The organism is Kribbella sp. NPDC031520 (genome assembly GCF_055580825.1).
The window spans coordinates 1077678-1091361 of the sequence record NZ_JBVIKS010000002.1 but is presented as its reverse complement, the minus strand read 5'-3'; the positions used below and the strand labels follow the sequence as shown (position 1 = coordinate 1091361).

The following is a 13684-nucleotide window of genomic DNA, read 5'->3' as shown; positions in this document are numbered from 1 at the left end:
GATCATCGGAGGATGAGGTGGAGCGTGACCGCCCTTCTGGTGATTGCGTTGGTGGGGTGCTCTGGTGGGGGAGAGGTACCGGTACCCGCGCCGCAGACGCCTGCCGGCTTCCCGGCACCGAGTACGGAGGTCCTCGCGCCCGACAAGGCGAAGGCGTTGCAGGCCGCGCTCGACCAGATCGTCGAGTTCCCGGACAGCCCGTCCGGTTCGCGCGGTGCGACGGCTGCCGTGGTCACTGATCACTGGACCTGGTCGGGCGCCGTCGGTACGGACAGCCGCGGTACGCCGTTGCGTCCCGACACGAGCATGGCCGTCGCCAGCATCACGAAGACGTTCATCGCGGCCGAGGTGATGCTGCTCGCGAGCAAGGGCAAGGTGAACCTCGAGTTGCCGCTGTCGCGGTACGTCCCGCACCGGTTGTCCGCGAACGACGCGACCGTACGGGAGTACCTGGCGATGACGGCCGCCGTACCGGACTATCAACCCGCCGACTTCGAGCGGATGGATCACGCGGCGGCCGCGGCGCCGGGCAAGCACTGGACGCTCGCGCAGTCGCTGGATTTCGTCGAGGGACACCTCGGGGAGCCGGGAAAGGCCTACAACTACAGCAACCCGAGCTACGTGCTGCTCGGAATGCTGATCGAGAAACTAACCGGACTTCCGCTTGCCGTAGCGCTCCGCCGAGACCTTGCCACACCGGCCGGCTTGCAGCACGCCGCCTTCCAAGACGGTGAGAAACCCCAACCGCCGGCGGCCGTCGACAACGACCAGGCCTGTGGAGCGCCGGACGGATACCTACCGTGCCGAGCCTTCGCCAGCCTCGCCGCCGCACCCGGCGGCCTGGCAGCCGACGCGCCGACGGTAGCTCGTTGGGGCTACCAACTGTATGGCGGCCGCGTGATCCCTGCCGACCTCGTCAACCAGATGACCGACGGCGACGGCCCGTACGGCCTCGGCACCATGCTGTTCACCCAGCAGTTCGGCCTGGGCGGGGCCTACGGCCACCGCGGCGACATGCCCGACCACACCAGCCTGCTGATCGTCATCCCCACGAAGCGAGTCTCGATCGCCCTGATCCTGGCCAACGGCACCCGCAGCATCGACCGCCGCATGACCGATCTGACCAACGCCGTCGCCCCCTTGCTCGGCTGAGTCAGCGGCGGACGCGGTAGCGGATGTGGGTTGCTCTCGGGGTGTCGATGACCCGGGCGATCTCGAGCTCGATGCGGTGGGGGAGGACGTCGAACAGCCGCATCCCGCCGCCGAACAACACCGGCACCTGGCTGAGCTGGAGTTCGTCGAGGACGCCGGCTTCGAGTGCTGATCGGGCGGTGACCGCGCCGTGGACCAGGACGTCCTTGTCGCCGGCGGCGGCCTTTGCCTGGGACATGGCGGTTTCGATGTCGTTGACGAAGTGGACCTGCTCGTAGGGGATCGACGGCGGGTTGTGGCTGAGGACGAAGATCGGTACGCCGTGGTGGTTGCCGCCGTAGTAGTCGACCTGTTCCGCCGTACGACGGCCGACGACAACTGCTCCGGTGGCGTGCAGCTCGTCCCAGATCATGCCGGGTTCGCCCTCGGGGCGGCCGAACTCGCCGTCGGCGTTCTGGTACCACTCGTGCAGGCGCATGAAGTCGTCGCCGCCGGGGTTGCCCGGCCGGTCGTCCGGTCCGGCGATGTAGCCGTCGGCGGACATCGACATCAACAGCACTGATGCGGACATCAGCATCCTCCCGGTCAAGGGGACGCGGTCGGTCCGCATCCTCCGATTACGCGTCGAAGGACCGGCGCCCGAATCGACACCCTGCCAGCTATCAGTCCCCGGCGAGTGCCTCCAGGACTCCGTCGCCGTACTTCGCGAGTTTGTTCTCGCCGATGCCGCTGATCCGGCCCAGCTCCGCCAGCGAGGACGGCAGGTCGGTGGCGATCTGGCGCAGCGTCGCGTCGTGGAAGATGACGTACGCCGGTACGCCCTGCTCCTTCGCGACGGCGCCCCGCCAGGCACGCAACCGCTCGAACACCGGCGCGGCCTCCGGCGGCAGGTCGGCCGCCGCCTTCTTGCCGCTCGACGACCTGCTCGAAGACCGGACCCGTTCGGGCTCGCGGCGCATCATCACTTCGCGCCGCCGGCCGAGCACCTCGGCGCTGTCCTCCGTCAGCACGAGCGTGCCGTAGTCGCCCTCGACCGCGAGCAGTCGCAGCGCCAGCAGTTGCCGTACGACGCCGCGCCACTCGGGGTCCTTCAGCTCGGTGCCGATCCCGAAGACGGTCAGCTGGTCGTGCCGGAACTGCTTGACCTTGTCGGTCTCCTTGCCGAGCAGGATGTCGATCAGCTGCCCGGCGCCGAACTTCTGCCCGCGCTCGTGCTGCAGCCGGTACACCGTCGACAGCAGCTTCTGCGCCGCGATCGTGCCGTCCCACGACTCGGGCGGCGTCAGGCAGGTGTCGCAGTTGCCGCAGGGTTCGCCGTGCTGGCCGAAGTACGCCAGGAGCTGCGAGCGGCGGCACTGTACGGTCTCGCACAGCGCGAGCATCGCGTCGAGGTGCGAGCTCAGCCGCCGCCGGTGCGCGAGGTCGCCCTCGGAGGTGTCGATCATCTTGCGTTGCTGTACGACATCCTGCAGCCCGTACGCCAGCCAGGCCGTGGACGGCAGACCGTCCCGCCCGGCGCGGCCGGTCTCCTGGTAGTAGCCCTCGACGGACTTCGGCAGGTCGAGATGTGCGACGAACCGGACGTCCGGCTTGTCGATGCCCATCCCGAACGCGATCGTCGCGACCACGACCAGCCCGTCCTCGCGCAGGAACCGCGCCTGGTTCGCGGCGCGGGTCCGGCTGTCCAGGCCGGCGTGGTACGGCACGGCCTCGATGCCGTTCTGGGTGAGGAAAGCCGCGGTCTTCTCGACGCTGTTGCGGGACAGGCAGTACACGATGCCGGCGTCGCCCGCGTGCTCGGTGCGCAGCAGGTCGAGCAGTTGCCGCTGCGGGTTGTCCTTCGGGACGATCCGGTACTGGATGTTCGGCCGGTCGAAGCTCGCGACGAAGTGCTTCGCCTGCGACAGGTTCAGCCGGGTCGCGATCTCCTGGTGCGTCGCCTCGGTCGCCGTCGCGGTCAGCGCGATCCGCGGTACGTCGGGCCAGCGCTCGTGCAACTCCGACAGCATCAGGTAGTCGGGCCGGAAGTCGTGCCCCCACTGCGAAACACAGTGCGCCTCGTCGATCGCGAACAGCGCGATCTTGCCCTGGTCGAGGAGCCGTACGGTCGCCTCGACCCGCAACCGCTCCGGCGCCAGGTACAACAGGTCGAGCTCGCCCGCGAGGAACGCCTGCTCCACCTCACGCCGCTGCTCGAAGTCCTGCGTCGAGTTCAGGAAACCGGCCCGTACACCGAGCGCGGTCAGCGCGTCCACCTGGTCCTGCATCAACGCGATCAGTGGTGAGATCACCACGCCGACCCCGGACCGCACCAGCGAGGGGATCTGGTAGCACAACGACTTGCCGCCGCCGGTCGGCATCAGCACCAGCGCATCACCGCCCGACACCACGGTCTCGATGATGTCGGCCTGCTCGCCTCGGAAGGACTCGTACCCGAACACCCGCCGGAGGACCTGAAGAGCTTCGGAATCGGGCAACTCGGTCGTCTCACTCACCCCGGCGAGTCTAGTGAGATCCGGCCGGCGATGCTGGCGCGATCGCCGCAGCCTGTGGATTACTCGGCAGGTTGGGCAGTTCTTCGGCCATCCACCGGCGCGGCGAGCAGCCGGCGATCGCCTGGAACTCGCGGGTCAGGTGTGACTGGTCGGCGAACCCGGCGGCGGCCGCGACGTCGACGAGCCGAGGGCGCGGCTGCCGGCGCAGGTATGCGGTGACGCGTTCGAAGCGCAGCACCCGGGAGGCGACCTTGGGTGCCAGGCCGAACTCGGCGGTGAAGCGGTCGGTGAGGTGGCGACGGCTCCAGCCGACCTCCGACGCCAGCTCCTGTACGCTGATCGCGCCGCTGGACTCGCACAACCGGTGCCAGGCCCACCCGAGCTCCGGCCGGACTGCCGCTTGCCGACGCTCGCCGAGCCTCCGCAGCAGCATCCGCTCGAGCAGATCGAAACGCTCCGCCCAGGCCGAAGCCTCGCGGAGTCGCTCGGTCAGCTCACGAGCTCGACGGCCGAGCATCTCGTCGAGGCTCACGACCACGGAGCCGAGCTCACCGGGTGGAACCCCGAAGAGCGTTCGCGCGGCCGCCGGGGTGAGCGACAGCTGTACGCCCGCGCGGCTCGCCGTACCGGCGATCACCACGGCGGTGGAGTGCAGCCCGCCGATCAACGCGTCGTGCTTCTCGACCGGCCCTCCCGGCCATCGGAAGCCCAGCGGTTCGTCGAGCGTGACGACGATGGTGAGATGACGCGAGGGCAGCCCACGGTGCACCTCCGGGGGAGGGGCGTCGGACGAGTACCCGATGACGTCGCCGACGTACGGCCGCAGCACTGGGTGCACTGCGCGGGTCGCGTATCCCATACGAGCAGGCTAGAACGGGCCTCCGACAGTTGCGGTCAGTCCGGACGTCGCACGATCACGATCCGTCCGAAATCGGTCTGCGCCACCCGCACCGGCTCGAACCCGGCAGCCCCGGTCTCGTCCGTCAGCTCCTCGGCGGTCCGGCCGAACGGGATCCCCTGTGCCTGGGCGACCAGCCGTCGCAGGGTGTACGCGGGCCGAGCAGCCTCGTCCGGCACCGGCTCCATCTCCTGCAGGAACAGCAGACCTCCGGGGCGCAGCGCGCGCAGGATCCTCGCCAGCGCCGCGGCGCGGGTCGCCTCGGGGAAGAACGGCTGTGCCCAGAAGGCCCCGCCGAACGCGTCCTGCTCGTCGAAGTCGCGTACGTCCGTCGTCCGGATGTCCAACCGGTCGCCCACTCCCTGAGCCTCGGCGCGTCGCCGCGTCTCGGCGGCCACCGTGGGAACGAGTTCGAGCGCGACCGCGTTGAGTTCGGGGAACAGGCCGGCCAATGTCAACGTCGATCCGGCGACACCACATCCCACGTCGAGCCACCGCTCGGTGCGGACGACGTCGACGAGTTCGGGGAGCTTGGGCAGGAACAACCTGTCGAACAAGGCCCGGGTGATATGGGTCGAGTTGCCGCCGGACGAGCGGGCGACGACCAGCGCATCGGCTTCGGTCAGTGGCAGCGGCTTGGCCTCGGCGGTCGCCGGGACCAGCCGCGTCGTCAGCTCGATCCGGTCGAGCAACTCGTCGAGGCCGACCCACGCGTCGTCGGCGGACAGCGCCGCGAACTCCGTCGTCAGCCTGACTGTCGTGTCGTTCCGGTCGACCACGCCGTACGCCTCGAGCACGTCGACGATGTCCGCGACGCGTTCCGGCGCGAGCCCGGAGTACGTCGCCAGTTCGCCGCTGGAGCGCGGTTCGGTCAGGTACGCCGTCCAGCCCTTGTCGCGCACGGCGGTCAGCAGACGCAGGACGTACGCGCCGTCCGCCCACGCCTGGAGAGTGCTCCGCGCCGCGCCGGCCGACGCGAAGCGGACCAGCGGATCAGTGTCCCCAGATGTACTCACTGGCTCAAAATACGGCGCAGGGGTGGCACCGGAGGATCCGTCATCCGGGACCGGCGTACCGCCATCCGGACTCGCGTGGCAGTATCGGAAGATACGTACTAGCAGCAAGGAGATGTCGTCGTGCCTGCTCTGAGGTCCCGTACTGTCACCCACGGCCGCAACATGGCGGGCGCCCGCGCGCTCATGCAGGCCTCCGGGGTAGCCCGGGAGGACTTCGGGAAGCCGATCATCGCGGTGGCGAACAGCTTCACCGAGTTCGTCCCCGGTCACACCCACCTGGCCCCGGTCGGCCGGATCGTGTCCGAGGCGATCCACGCGGCCGGCGGGATCGCCCGCGAGTTCAACACGATCGCCGTCGACGACGGGATCGCGATGGGCCACGGCGGCATGCTGTACAGCCTGCCGTCCCGGGACCTGATCGCCGACTCGGTCGAGTACATGGTCGAGGCGCACTGCGCGGACGCGCTGGTCTGCATCTCGAACTGCGACAAGATCACCCCCGGCATGCTGAACGCCGCGCTCCGGCTGAACATCCCGACCGTGTTCGTCTCCGGTGGCCCGATGGAGGCCGGCCGCGCGACGCTGGTCGACGGTACGGTCCGCAAGCTCGACCTGATCGACGCGATGTCCGAGGCCGTCAACGAGAACGTCTCCGACGCCGACATCCTGCGGATCGAGGAGAACGCCTGCCCGACCTGCGGTTCCTGTTCCGGCATGTTCACCGCGAACTCGATGAACTGCCTGACCGAGGCGATCGGCCTGTCGCTGCCCGGCAACGGTTCCGTACTGGCCACCCACACCGCCCGCCGCGCGCTGTACGAGAAGGCCGGCGAGACGGTCGTCCGGATCACCAAGCGGTACTACGACAACGACGACGCCACCGTGCTGCCGCGGAACATCGCGACCAAGGAGGCGTTCGGGAACGCGATGGCCCTCGACATCGCGATGGGCGGCTCGACGAACACGATCCTGCACCTGCTGGCCGCCGCGCAGGAGGCCGAGGTCGACTTCGACCTGGACGACATCAACGCGGTGTCCCGCCGGGTTCCCTGTCTGTCGAAGGTCGCGCCGAACGTCGCCCCGCAGGGTACGTACTACATGGAGGACGTGCACCGCGCCGGCGGCATCCCCGCCATCCTCGGCGAGCTGTACCGGGCCGGCCTGCTGAACCAGAACGTCCACACCGTGCACAGCGACTCGATCGACGAGTGGCTGAAGACGTGGGACCTGCGCGGCGGTTCGCCGTCGCCGGAGGCCGTCGAGCTGTGGCACGCGGCGCCGGGCTGCAAGCGGTCGGCGACGGCGTTCTCGCAGTCGGAGCGCTGGGAGACGCTGGACACCGACGCGGCGAACGGGTGCATCCGCGACCGCGAGCACGCGTACTCCAAGGACGGCGGCCTGGCCGTACTCAAGGGCAACCTGGCCGTCGACGGCTGCGTCGTGAAGACGGCCGGCGTGGACGAGTCGATCTGGACGTTCGAGGGTCCCGCGGTGGTGTGCGAGTCGCAGGAGCAGGCCGTCGAGAAGATCCTGACCAAGCAGATCCAGCCGGGCGACGTGGTCGTGATCCGGTACGAGGGCCCGAAGGGCGGCCCCGGTATGCAGGAGATGCTGTACCCGACCTCGTACCTGAAGGGCCGCGGGCTCGGCAAAGTCTGCGCGCTGATCACCGACGGCCGCTTCTCCGGCGGTACGTCGGGACTCTCGATCGGGCACGCGTCGCCCGAGGCGGCCTCCGGCGGGACGATCGCCCTGGTCCAGGACGGCGACCGGATCAAGATCGACATCCCGAACCGTTCGATCGAGCTGCTGGTCTCCGACGAGGAACTGGCCGCGCGCGATGCGGCGCTGAACGGCGTCTACGCCCCGAAGGATCGCGACCGCAAGGTGTCCAGCGCGCTGAAGACCTACGCGGCGATGGCGACCAGCGCCGACAAGGGCGCCGTCCGGGACCTGTCCAAGCTGGGCTAGAGCTCCAGGTCGAAGGCCAGGTTGATCGCCTCGGCCAGGGCAGGTTCCTGGTCGGGGTGGAGGTACCCGATGAGCCGGCCGAGTTGCGACTTCGGGATGGTCTGGATGTTGTCGCAGGAGATCGCGCTCGGGTGATCCAGGCCGTTGTCCGGGCCGACCAGCACCTCGGTGGACAGGCCGCGGATCGTGCTGGTGATCGGTGCGACCGTCACGTTGGTCAGGCGCGGGCGGATGAGTTCGCGGGTCAGCACCACCACGGGTCGGGGTTTGTCGAGCCTGGCGATGTGCAGTGGACGCATCAGTCGAGGTCGAGGGCGGTGCCGGCGGCGGCGGGGGCGAGGCCCTCGAGGTCGTCGTACCCGCCGTGCTCGCTCAGGATGGCGAGGTCCCGGGTGGCCAGTTCGCGGCGGCGTTCGCGTTCCATCGCCCGGGCGACCACGGACGCCCGGCTCGTCGCCTTGTCGGTGGCGACGAGCTCGTCCATGAAGTCGACCAGGTCGTCCGGCAACCGGACGGTGATCTGTTTGCTCATACCACGACCATACCGCCGTGGAATTCAATTCGGTAGCGCTAGTTGGGGGACAGGGCGGACCAGGCGATGAGGTCGGTGGCGGGCAGCGACGGGATCGCCTTGATGGCGGCCAGTTCGTTGTCCATCAGGCCGACCAGTTGGGCCAGCCGGGTGGTGGCGTCAGGGGCTTCCAGGAGTTTCTGCCGGTCCGGGGTCATCAGCTTCATCGCGGCCGACATCAGGTACGACAGGGTGCTTGGGTTGTCGGGGAGCTCGCCGAGGTGCAGGCCGGGGCGGCTGATCTCGCTGACGGCCTCGGCGTACGTGCGGAAGCGTTCCAGCGCGATCGTTGCCGTTCCCAACGGGTCGTCGCCGAGGTCGTCGGCCAGCCATTCGACGTCGGCGACCAGGTAGTCGCCGGTCCCGTCGAGCTCGCTCACCTTGAACCGGCGGTTGCCGGTCAGCGTCACCTCGATCGGGCCCTCGTCGTCGGCGTCCACCGCGATCTCCGAGATCGTTGCCGCGCAGCCCGTCCCGTACAGCGACCGGAACACCCGCTCACCCAGCTCGTACCCGTCCCGGACCGCGAGCGCGCCGCAGACCAGCTCGCCGCCGTTCTCGACCAGGTCGCGGACCACCGCGCGGCCCTGCACGTCGGTCACCGGAATCGCCAGCACCAGCCCGGGAAAGATCACCGTGTCGACAGTGAGCAACGGCAGGCGGGAGTCCATGCGGTCGAGCGTAGTGGACAACTGCTCCGCTCACGTGCCGTGACCGGCCCGGCCTGTGGATAGCCGGTCGGGGGCGCGGGGGGCGACCACTAGACTGACGGCATGATTCGCCGCGTCGACCTGCGGGGCCGAGTGGCAGCTGGAGAGGTGCTGAACCTCCAGGCCCTGGTCCCCCGAGCCGTGTTCGACGTCGAGGCTGCCCTCGACGTCGTCCGACCGATCTGCCTGGACGTCCGTCATCGCGGCCTCGAGGCGATCAGGGAGTACGGCGAGAAGTTCGACCACGTGCGGGTCGACGACGTCCGGGTGCCCGCGGCGGCGCTGAAGACCGCGCTGGAGGAGCTCGACCCGGAGGTGCGGAGCGCCTTCGAGGAGTCGATCCGCCGGGTCCGTGAGGTCAGCCAGGACGAGCTCACCGCCGACATCGCCTCCGAGCCGGCACCAGGCGGCCGGGTGACCCAGCGGTTCGTCCCGGTGCAACGGGTCGGGCTGTACGTCCCGGGTGGTCGCGCACCGCTGGCGTCCAGCGTGGTGATGAACGTCGTACCGGCCCAGGCGGCCGGCGTGCCGTCGCTCGCGGTGGCATCCCCGCCGCAGAAGGAGTTCGGCGGTCTGCCGCACCCGACCGTGCTCGCGGTGTGTGCCTTGCTCGGGATCGAGGAGGTGTACGCGATGGGCGGCGCGCAGGCGATCGCCGGGTTCGCGTACGGTTTCGACGGCTGCCCGAAGGTCAACCTGATCACGGGTCCGGGCAACATCTATGTCGTCGCCGCGAAGCGCAACCTGCTGGGTGAAGTGGGGATCGACTCCGAGGCCGGTCCGACCGAGATCGCGATCCTCGCCGACGACACCGCGGACCCGACGCACGTCGCCGCGGACCTGATCAGCCAGGCCGAGCACGACCCGATGGCCGCCAGCGTGCTGGTGACACCGTCCGAGGCACTGGCCGCGGCCGTGGAGGCCGAGCTGCCGGTCCAGGTCGCGCGGACCAAGCACGCCGAGCGCGTCACCGAAGCGCTGTCCGGGCAGCAGTCCGCCGTCGTCCTGGTGGACGATCTGGACCAGGGCACGGCCGTCGTGGACGCGTACGCCGCCGAGCACCTGGAGATCCAGACCGCCGACGCCGAGGTGCGCGCCGGTCAGATCACGAACGCCGGCGCGATCTTCGTCGGCAGTTGGTCGCCGGTCTCGCTCGGCGACTACTGCGCCGGGTCCAACCACGTCCTGCCGACGGCGGGTTGTGCTTGCCACTCGTCGGGCTTGTCCGTACGCAGCTTCCTGAAGGCTGTGCACGTCGTCAACTACTCCCGTGACGCGCTCCACGAGGTCGCAGGCCACGTGCTGGCGCTCGCGCACGCCGAGGACCTGCCCGCCCACGGAGCCGCGGTGTCGGCGCGATTCCCAGGAGAGAAGTGATGGGCCGCTTCGACGGGCTGCCGATCCGGGAGGAGCTCAAGAGCTTCGAGCCGTACGGCGCCCCGCAGCTCGACGTCCCGGTCCTCCTGAACGTCAACGAGAACCCGTACCCGCCGAGCGAGGCAACCATCGCCGACGTCGCCGCCTCGGTGGCGGACGCGGCGCGCGGCATGAACCGCTACCCGGACCGCGAGTTCCGCGGACTGCGCGCGGACCTCGCGGCGTACCTGGCCCGCGAGTCCGGCGCGCAGCTGGAGCCGGAGCAGCTGTGGGCCGCCAACGGGTCGAACGAGGTCATGCTGCACATCCTGCAGGCGTTCGGTGGCCCGGGCCGTACGGCATTGTCGTTCGCCCCGACCTACTCGATGTACCCGGAGTACGCGCGCGACACGAACACGGCGTGGGTCACCGGCCGTCGCGCCGAGGACTTCACGCTCGACCGGAGCAAGGCGATCGCCGCGATCTCCCGGCACCGCCCGTCGGTCGTGCTGCTCGCCTCGCCGAACAACCCGACCGGTACGGCGCTGCCGATCGACGTGACCGAGGCGATCGTCGCGCAGGCCGCCGCGCTCGGCTCGGTCGTGGTGGTCGACGAGGCGTACGCGGAGTTCCGCCGGGCCGGGACGCCGAGCGCGGTGTCGCTGCTGCCGTCGTACCCGAACCTCGCCGTCTCGCGGACGATGTCGAAGGCGTTCGCGATGGCCGGCGGGCGGGTCGGATACCTTGCCGCGAGCAAGCAGTTCGTCGACGCGCTGCGGATCGTCCGGCTGCCGTACCACCTGTCGGCGATCACCCAGGCGACTGCCCGGGCGGCGCTGCGGCACTCCGACGAGCTGCTCGGCCGGGTCGAGCAGCTGCGGGTCGAGCGTGACGAGACCGTCGACTGGTTGCGTTCGCTGGGTCTGCGCGCGGTCGACTCGGACGCGAACTTCGTGCTGTTCGGGACGTTCGCGGACCGGCACGCGGTGTGGCAGGCGTTGCTCGACAACGGCGTACTGATCCGCGAGACCGGGCCGGACGGCTGGCTGCGGGTCTCGATCGGCACCGGCGAGGAGATGGCCGCGTTCCGCTCTGCACTGGAGCGCATCCTCAAGACAGACATCGGAAGGCTGACCCATGAGTGAGCGAAGCGAGCTCATCAAACAACGCTGTGCGCCATGCGTGTCATGTGCGCCCGCAGCGAAGCGAGGACGCACATGACGCGCACTGCCCGGATCGATCGGGAGACCAGCGAGTCCAAGGTCCTGGTCGAGCTCGACCTGGACGGCACCGGTCGCGCCGACATCTCGACCGGCGTGGGGTTCTACGACCACATGCTCAACGCGCTGGCCAAGCACGCACTGCTCGACCTGCACGTGAACACGGTCGGCGACCTGGAGATCGACGCGCACCACACCGTCGAGGACACCGCGATCGGCATCGGCCAGGCGCTGCGCGAAGCACTCGGTGACAAGCGGGGCATCCGCCGGTTCGGTGACGCGACCGTGCCGCTGGACGAGGCGCTCGTGCACTGCACGGTCGACCTGTCCGGCCGGCCGTACTGCGTGCACACCGGCGAGCCGGACGGCCAGGTGTACGCGATCATCGGCGGCGACTACGCCGGATCGCTGACCCAGCACGTGTTCGAGACGCTCGCGTTCAACGCGGCGATCTGCGTCCACATCCGGGTGCTGTCGGGCCGCGACCCGCACCACATCGTCGAGGCCCAGTTCAAGGCGTTCGCCCGGGCCCTCCGGGCCGCCGCCGAGCTCGACCCGCGGCAGCCGGGCATCCCGTCCACCAAGGGCGCACTGTGACCAAGAAGGTCGTCCTGCTCGACTACGGATCGGGCAACATCCGGTCGGGGGAGCGGGCACTGCAGCGTGTCGGCGCCGACGTGACGGTGACGGCGGACTTCGACGAGGCCTGCAACGCCGACGGTCTGCTGGTGCCGGGCGTCGGCGCGTTCGAGGCCTGCATGACCGGTCTGAAGGCGGTCCATGGTGACGTCGCGGTCGACCGCCGGCTGACCGGCGGCCGACCGGTGCTCGGGATCTGCGTCGGCATGCAGATCCTGTTCGGCCGCGGTATCGAGCACGGCGTCGAGACCGAGGGCTGCGAGCAGTGGCCGGGTACGGTCGAGCGCCTTCGGCCCGAGGACGCCCAGCCGGTCCCGCACATGGGCTGGAACACGGTCGACGTACCGTCCGGCACCCAGCTGTTCGAGGGCATCGAGAAGGAACGCTTCTACTTCGTGCACTCGTACGGCGTCCGCACCTGGCAGCTCGACGACGCCCGGGCGTCGGTCGCCCCGCTGGTCACCTGGACGACGTACGGCGGCGACAGGTTCGTCGCCGCGGTGGAGAACGGTCCGCTGACCGCGACGCAGTTCCACCCCGAGAAGTCCGGCGACGCCGGCGCGACCCTCCTGGAGAACTGGGTCCGCTCGCTCTAGGAGACGGCGCCGGGCAGCGCTGTCGGCGCGCCGCCCCAGCTGAGCTGGTTGGTGGCGGCGGTCAGCAGGGCGTCGATCGCGAACGTACGGACGGCCGGTTGTTCGGCGACCTCGACGAGGTCGCCGTACACGGCCGCGATCCGGCGTTCGATGTAGAGGATCAGCACGGCCGCCGTCGCGGAGTTCGTGACGGCCTGGGGGAGGTCGTACGCCGGTTGGGCCGCGACCGGGGTCTGCCCGGCGGCGACGATCAGCGCGCTCAGGTGGTCGCGGTTGTTGCGGTGCGCCCCGAACAGGTCGGTCGCCGCGCCGAACCGGGCGCCGTTGAGCTTGCCGCCGGCCACGCCGACCCCGTACATCGCGGCATGCTCCCCGGCGAGTGCAGCTTGCAGGGCGTCGAGCTCGTTCATGAGGCCGCCTGCTTCTTCTTGGCTGGGGTCAGGGTCGAGCTCAGCTGGGTTTCGGAGGCGGCGATCTCGGCGAGCAGGCGGGCCGGGGCGCCGGACAGCTTGGCCGCGGCGGCGACGTGCGCGGTGGCGGCGGCCCGTTCCTGCTTGGCGATCGTGGCGAGCGCGGCCAGGGAGCTCGCGGGCACAGCGGTCTTGGTTGCCTGGGCCGTGACGCCCTGGGTTTCCTTGAGCTTCGCCAGGTGGGTCGCGTGGTACTTCGCACCGGCCGCGAGCTGCGCCCGCAGCGCCGGGAACTTCCGGCTCGCGGTTGCGTAGAGCTGGGACAATTGAGTCACCTGGGTCGCCGCGGCACCGAGCGCGGCGACGACAACCGGGTCGGCCGCCGGCGTCTCCGCGGCCGGGTCCGGCGACGTCGCCGTACCGTTCACGGCGCCCTTGGTGCCCGACGGACCGGAGCCGGCCGACGGGTCGTCCTTGCAGCCGGCCAGCACGGCCGCACCGGGAACGAGGGCGGCGGTCGCGACGACGGCACGACGGGTGAGGCGGCGTTCAGGCACGCCGGAACGATACCTGGTGACCGAGGCACGACCGGCCCACCCCGAGCCGGTGACCGGGATCCAGGTACGGGCCGGATATGGTGGGCTACTGCT

General features: G+C 70.0%; 15 protein-coding genes. 6 read left to right on the top strand and 9 right to left on the bottom strand.

Features of this window, described 5'->3' with window-relative positions; genetic code table 11:
* The first annotated feature begins 24 nt into the window (after nt 1-24).
* Nucleotides 25-1152, top strand: a complete 1128-nt coding sequence (locus ACZ5BU_RS13880) for a serine hydrolase domain-containing protein (RefSeq protein ID WP_465698714.1) — start codon at nt 25-27, stop codon at nt 1150-1152.
* 1 nt (nt 1153) lies between these two features.
* On the opposite strand, the gene ACZ5BU_RS13875 is transcribed toward ACZ5BU_RS13880, so the two are convergent.
* The 4 genes from ACZ5BU_RS13875 to ACZ5BU_RS13860 form a co-directional block, all read right to left on the bottom strand.
* The gene (locus ACZ5BU_RS13875; protein ID WP_465698713.1) at nt 1154-1723 is read right to left on the bottom strand and encodes a dihydrofolate reductase family protein; all 570 of its coding nucleotides are present in this window, start codon (nt 1721-1723) and stop codon (nt 1154-1156) included.
* 91 nt (nt 1724-1814) lie between these two features.
* Entirely contained in the window at nt 1815-3647 is a 1833-nt protein-coding gene (gene recQ, locus ACZ5BU_RS13870) for a DNA helicase RecQ (protein WP_465698711.1), read from the bottom strand.
* 10 nt (nt 3648-3657) lie between these two features.
* A complete protein-coding gene (locus ACZ5BU_RS13865) occupies nt 3658-4506 on the bottom strand; it encodes a helix-turn-helix domain-containing protein (RefSeq protein WP_465698709.1) in 849 nt (282 codons plus the stop codon).
* A gap of 35 nt (nt 4507-4541) precedes the next feature.
* A complete protein-coding gene (locus ACZ5BU_RS13860) occupies nt 4542-5561 on the bottom strand; it encodes an SAM-dependent methyltransferase (protein WP_465698707.1) in 1020 nt (339 codons plus the stop codon).
* A gap of 120 nt (nt 5562-5681) precedes the next feature.
* Between ACZ5BU_RS13860 and ilvD the strand changes: the two genes are divergently transcribed.
* The gene (ilvD, locus tag ACZ5BU_RS13855; RefSeq protein ID WP_465698705.1) at nt 5682-7532 is read left to right on the top strand and encodes a dihydroxy-acid dehydratase; all 1851 of its coding nucleotides are present in this window, start codon (nt 5682-5684) and stop codon (nt 7530-7532) included.
* Here the strand turns inward: ilvD and ACZ5BU_RS13850 are convergent.
* From ACZ5BU_RS13850 to ACZ5BU_RS13840, 3 genes are read right to left on the bottom strand one after another with little or no spacing between them, the layout of a single operon-like run.
* Nucleotides 7529-7831: a type II toxin-antitoxin system PemK/MazF family toxin gene (locus ACZ5BU_RS13850; RefSeq protein WP_387667500.1), complete on the bottom strand. Its 303-nt coding sequence runs from the start codon at nt 7829-7831 to the stop codon at nt 7529-7531. The genes ilvD and ACZ5BU_RS13850 overlap by 4 nt on opposite strands.
* On the bottom strand, nt 7831-8064 hold the full coding sequence (locus ACZ5BU_RS13845; RefSeq protein WP_465698703.1) for a ribbon-helix-helix domain-containing protein: 234 nt from the start codon (nt 8062-8064) through the stop codon (nt 7831-7833). Before ACZ5BU_RS13845 ends, ACZ5BU_RS13850 begins: the two co-directional genes overlap by 1 nt.
* 38 nt (nt 8065-8102) lie before the next feature.
* Complete coding sequence (locus ACZ5BU_RS13840; protein WP_465698701.1) at nt 8103-8774, bottom strand: LON peptidase substrate-binding domain-containing protein; 672 nt, start codon at nt 8772-8774, stop codon at nt 8103-8105.
* Between the two features lie 102 nt (nt 8775-8876).
* Here ACZ5BU_RS13840 and hisD point away from each other — a divergent pair, with 102 nt between their 5' ends.
* The 4 genes from hisD (at nt 8877) to hisH (ending at nt 12624) form a co-directional block, all read left to right on the top strand.
* Complete coding sequence (gene hisD, locus ACZ5BU_RS13835) at nt 8877-10190, top strand: histidinol dehydrogenase (protein ID WP_465698699.1); 1314 nt, start codon at nt 8877-8879, stop codon at nt 10188-10190.
* Nucleotides 10190-11314, top strand: coding sequence for a histidinol-phosphate transaminase (locus ACZ5BU_RS13830; protein ID WP_465698697.1), 1125 nt, complete (start codon nt 10190-10192; stop codon nt 11312-11314). The genes hisD and ACZ5BU_RS13830 overlap by 1 nt, the downstream gene beginning before the upstream one ends.
* Before the next feature lie 72 nt (nt 11315-11386).
* Nucleotides 11387-11986: an imidazoleglycerol-phosphate dehydratase HisB gene (gene hisB / locus ACZ5BU_RS13825; protein ID WP_465698696.1), complete on the top strand. Its 600-nt coding sequence runs from the start codon at nt 11387-11389 to the stop codon at nt 11984-11986.
* Nucleotides 11983-12624 (top strand): imidazole glycerol phosphate synthase subunit HisH, encoded by a 642-nt coding sequence (gene hisH / locus ACZ5BU_RS13820; RefSeq protein WP_465698694.1) that lies wholly within the window; start codon nt 11983-11985, stop codon nt 12622-12624. The genes hisB and hisH overlap by 4 nt, the downstream gene beginning before the upstream one ends.
* Here hisH and ACZ5BU_RS13815 read toward each other — a convergent pair.
* Together ACZ5BU_RS13815 and ACZ5BU_RS13810 are read right to left on the bottom strand one after the other, a co-directional pair.
* On the bottom strand, nt 12621-13034 hold the full coding sequence (locus ACZ5BU_RS13815) for a ferritin-like domain-containing protein (protein WP_465698692.1): 414 nt from the start codon (nt 13032-13034) through the stop codon (nt 12621-12623). The genes hisH and ACZ5BU_RS13815 overlap by 4 nt on opposite strands.
* The gene (locus tag ACZ5BU_RS13810; RefSeq protein ID WP_465698690.1) at nt 13031-13591 is read right to left on the bottom strand and encodes a cell division protein FtsK; all 561 of its coding nucleotides are present in this window, start codon (nt 13589-13591) and stop codon (nt 13031-13033) included. Before ACZ5BU_RS13810 ends, ACZ5BU_RS13815 begins: the two co-directional genes overlap by 4 nt.
* Between the last annotated feature and the right edge of the window lie 93 nt (nt 13592-13684).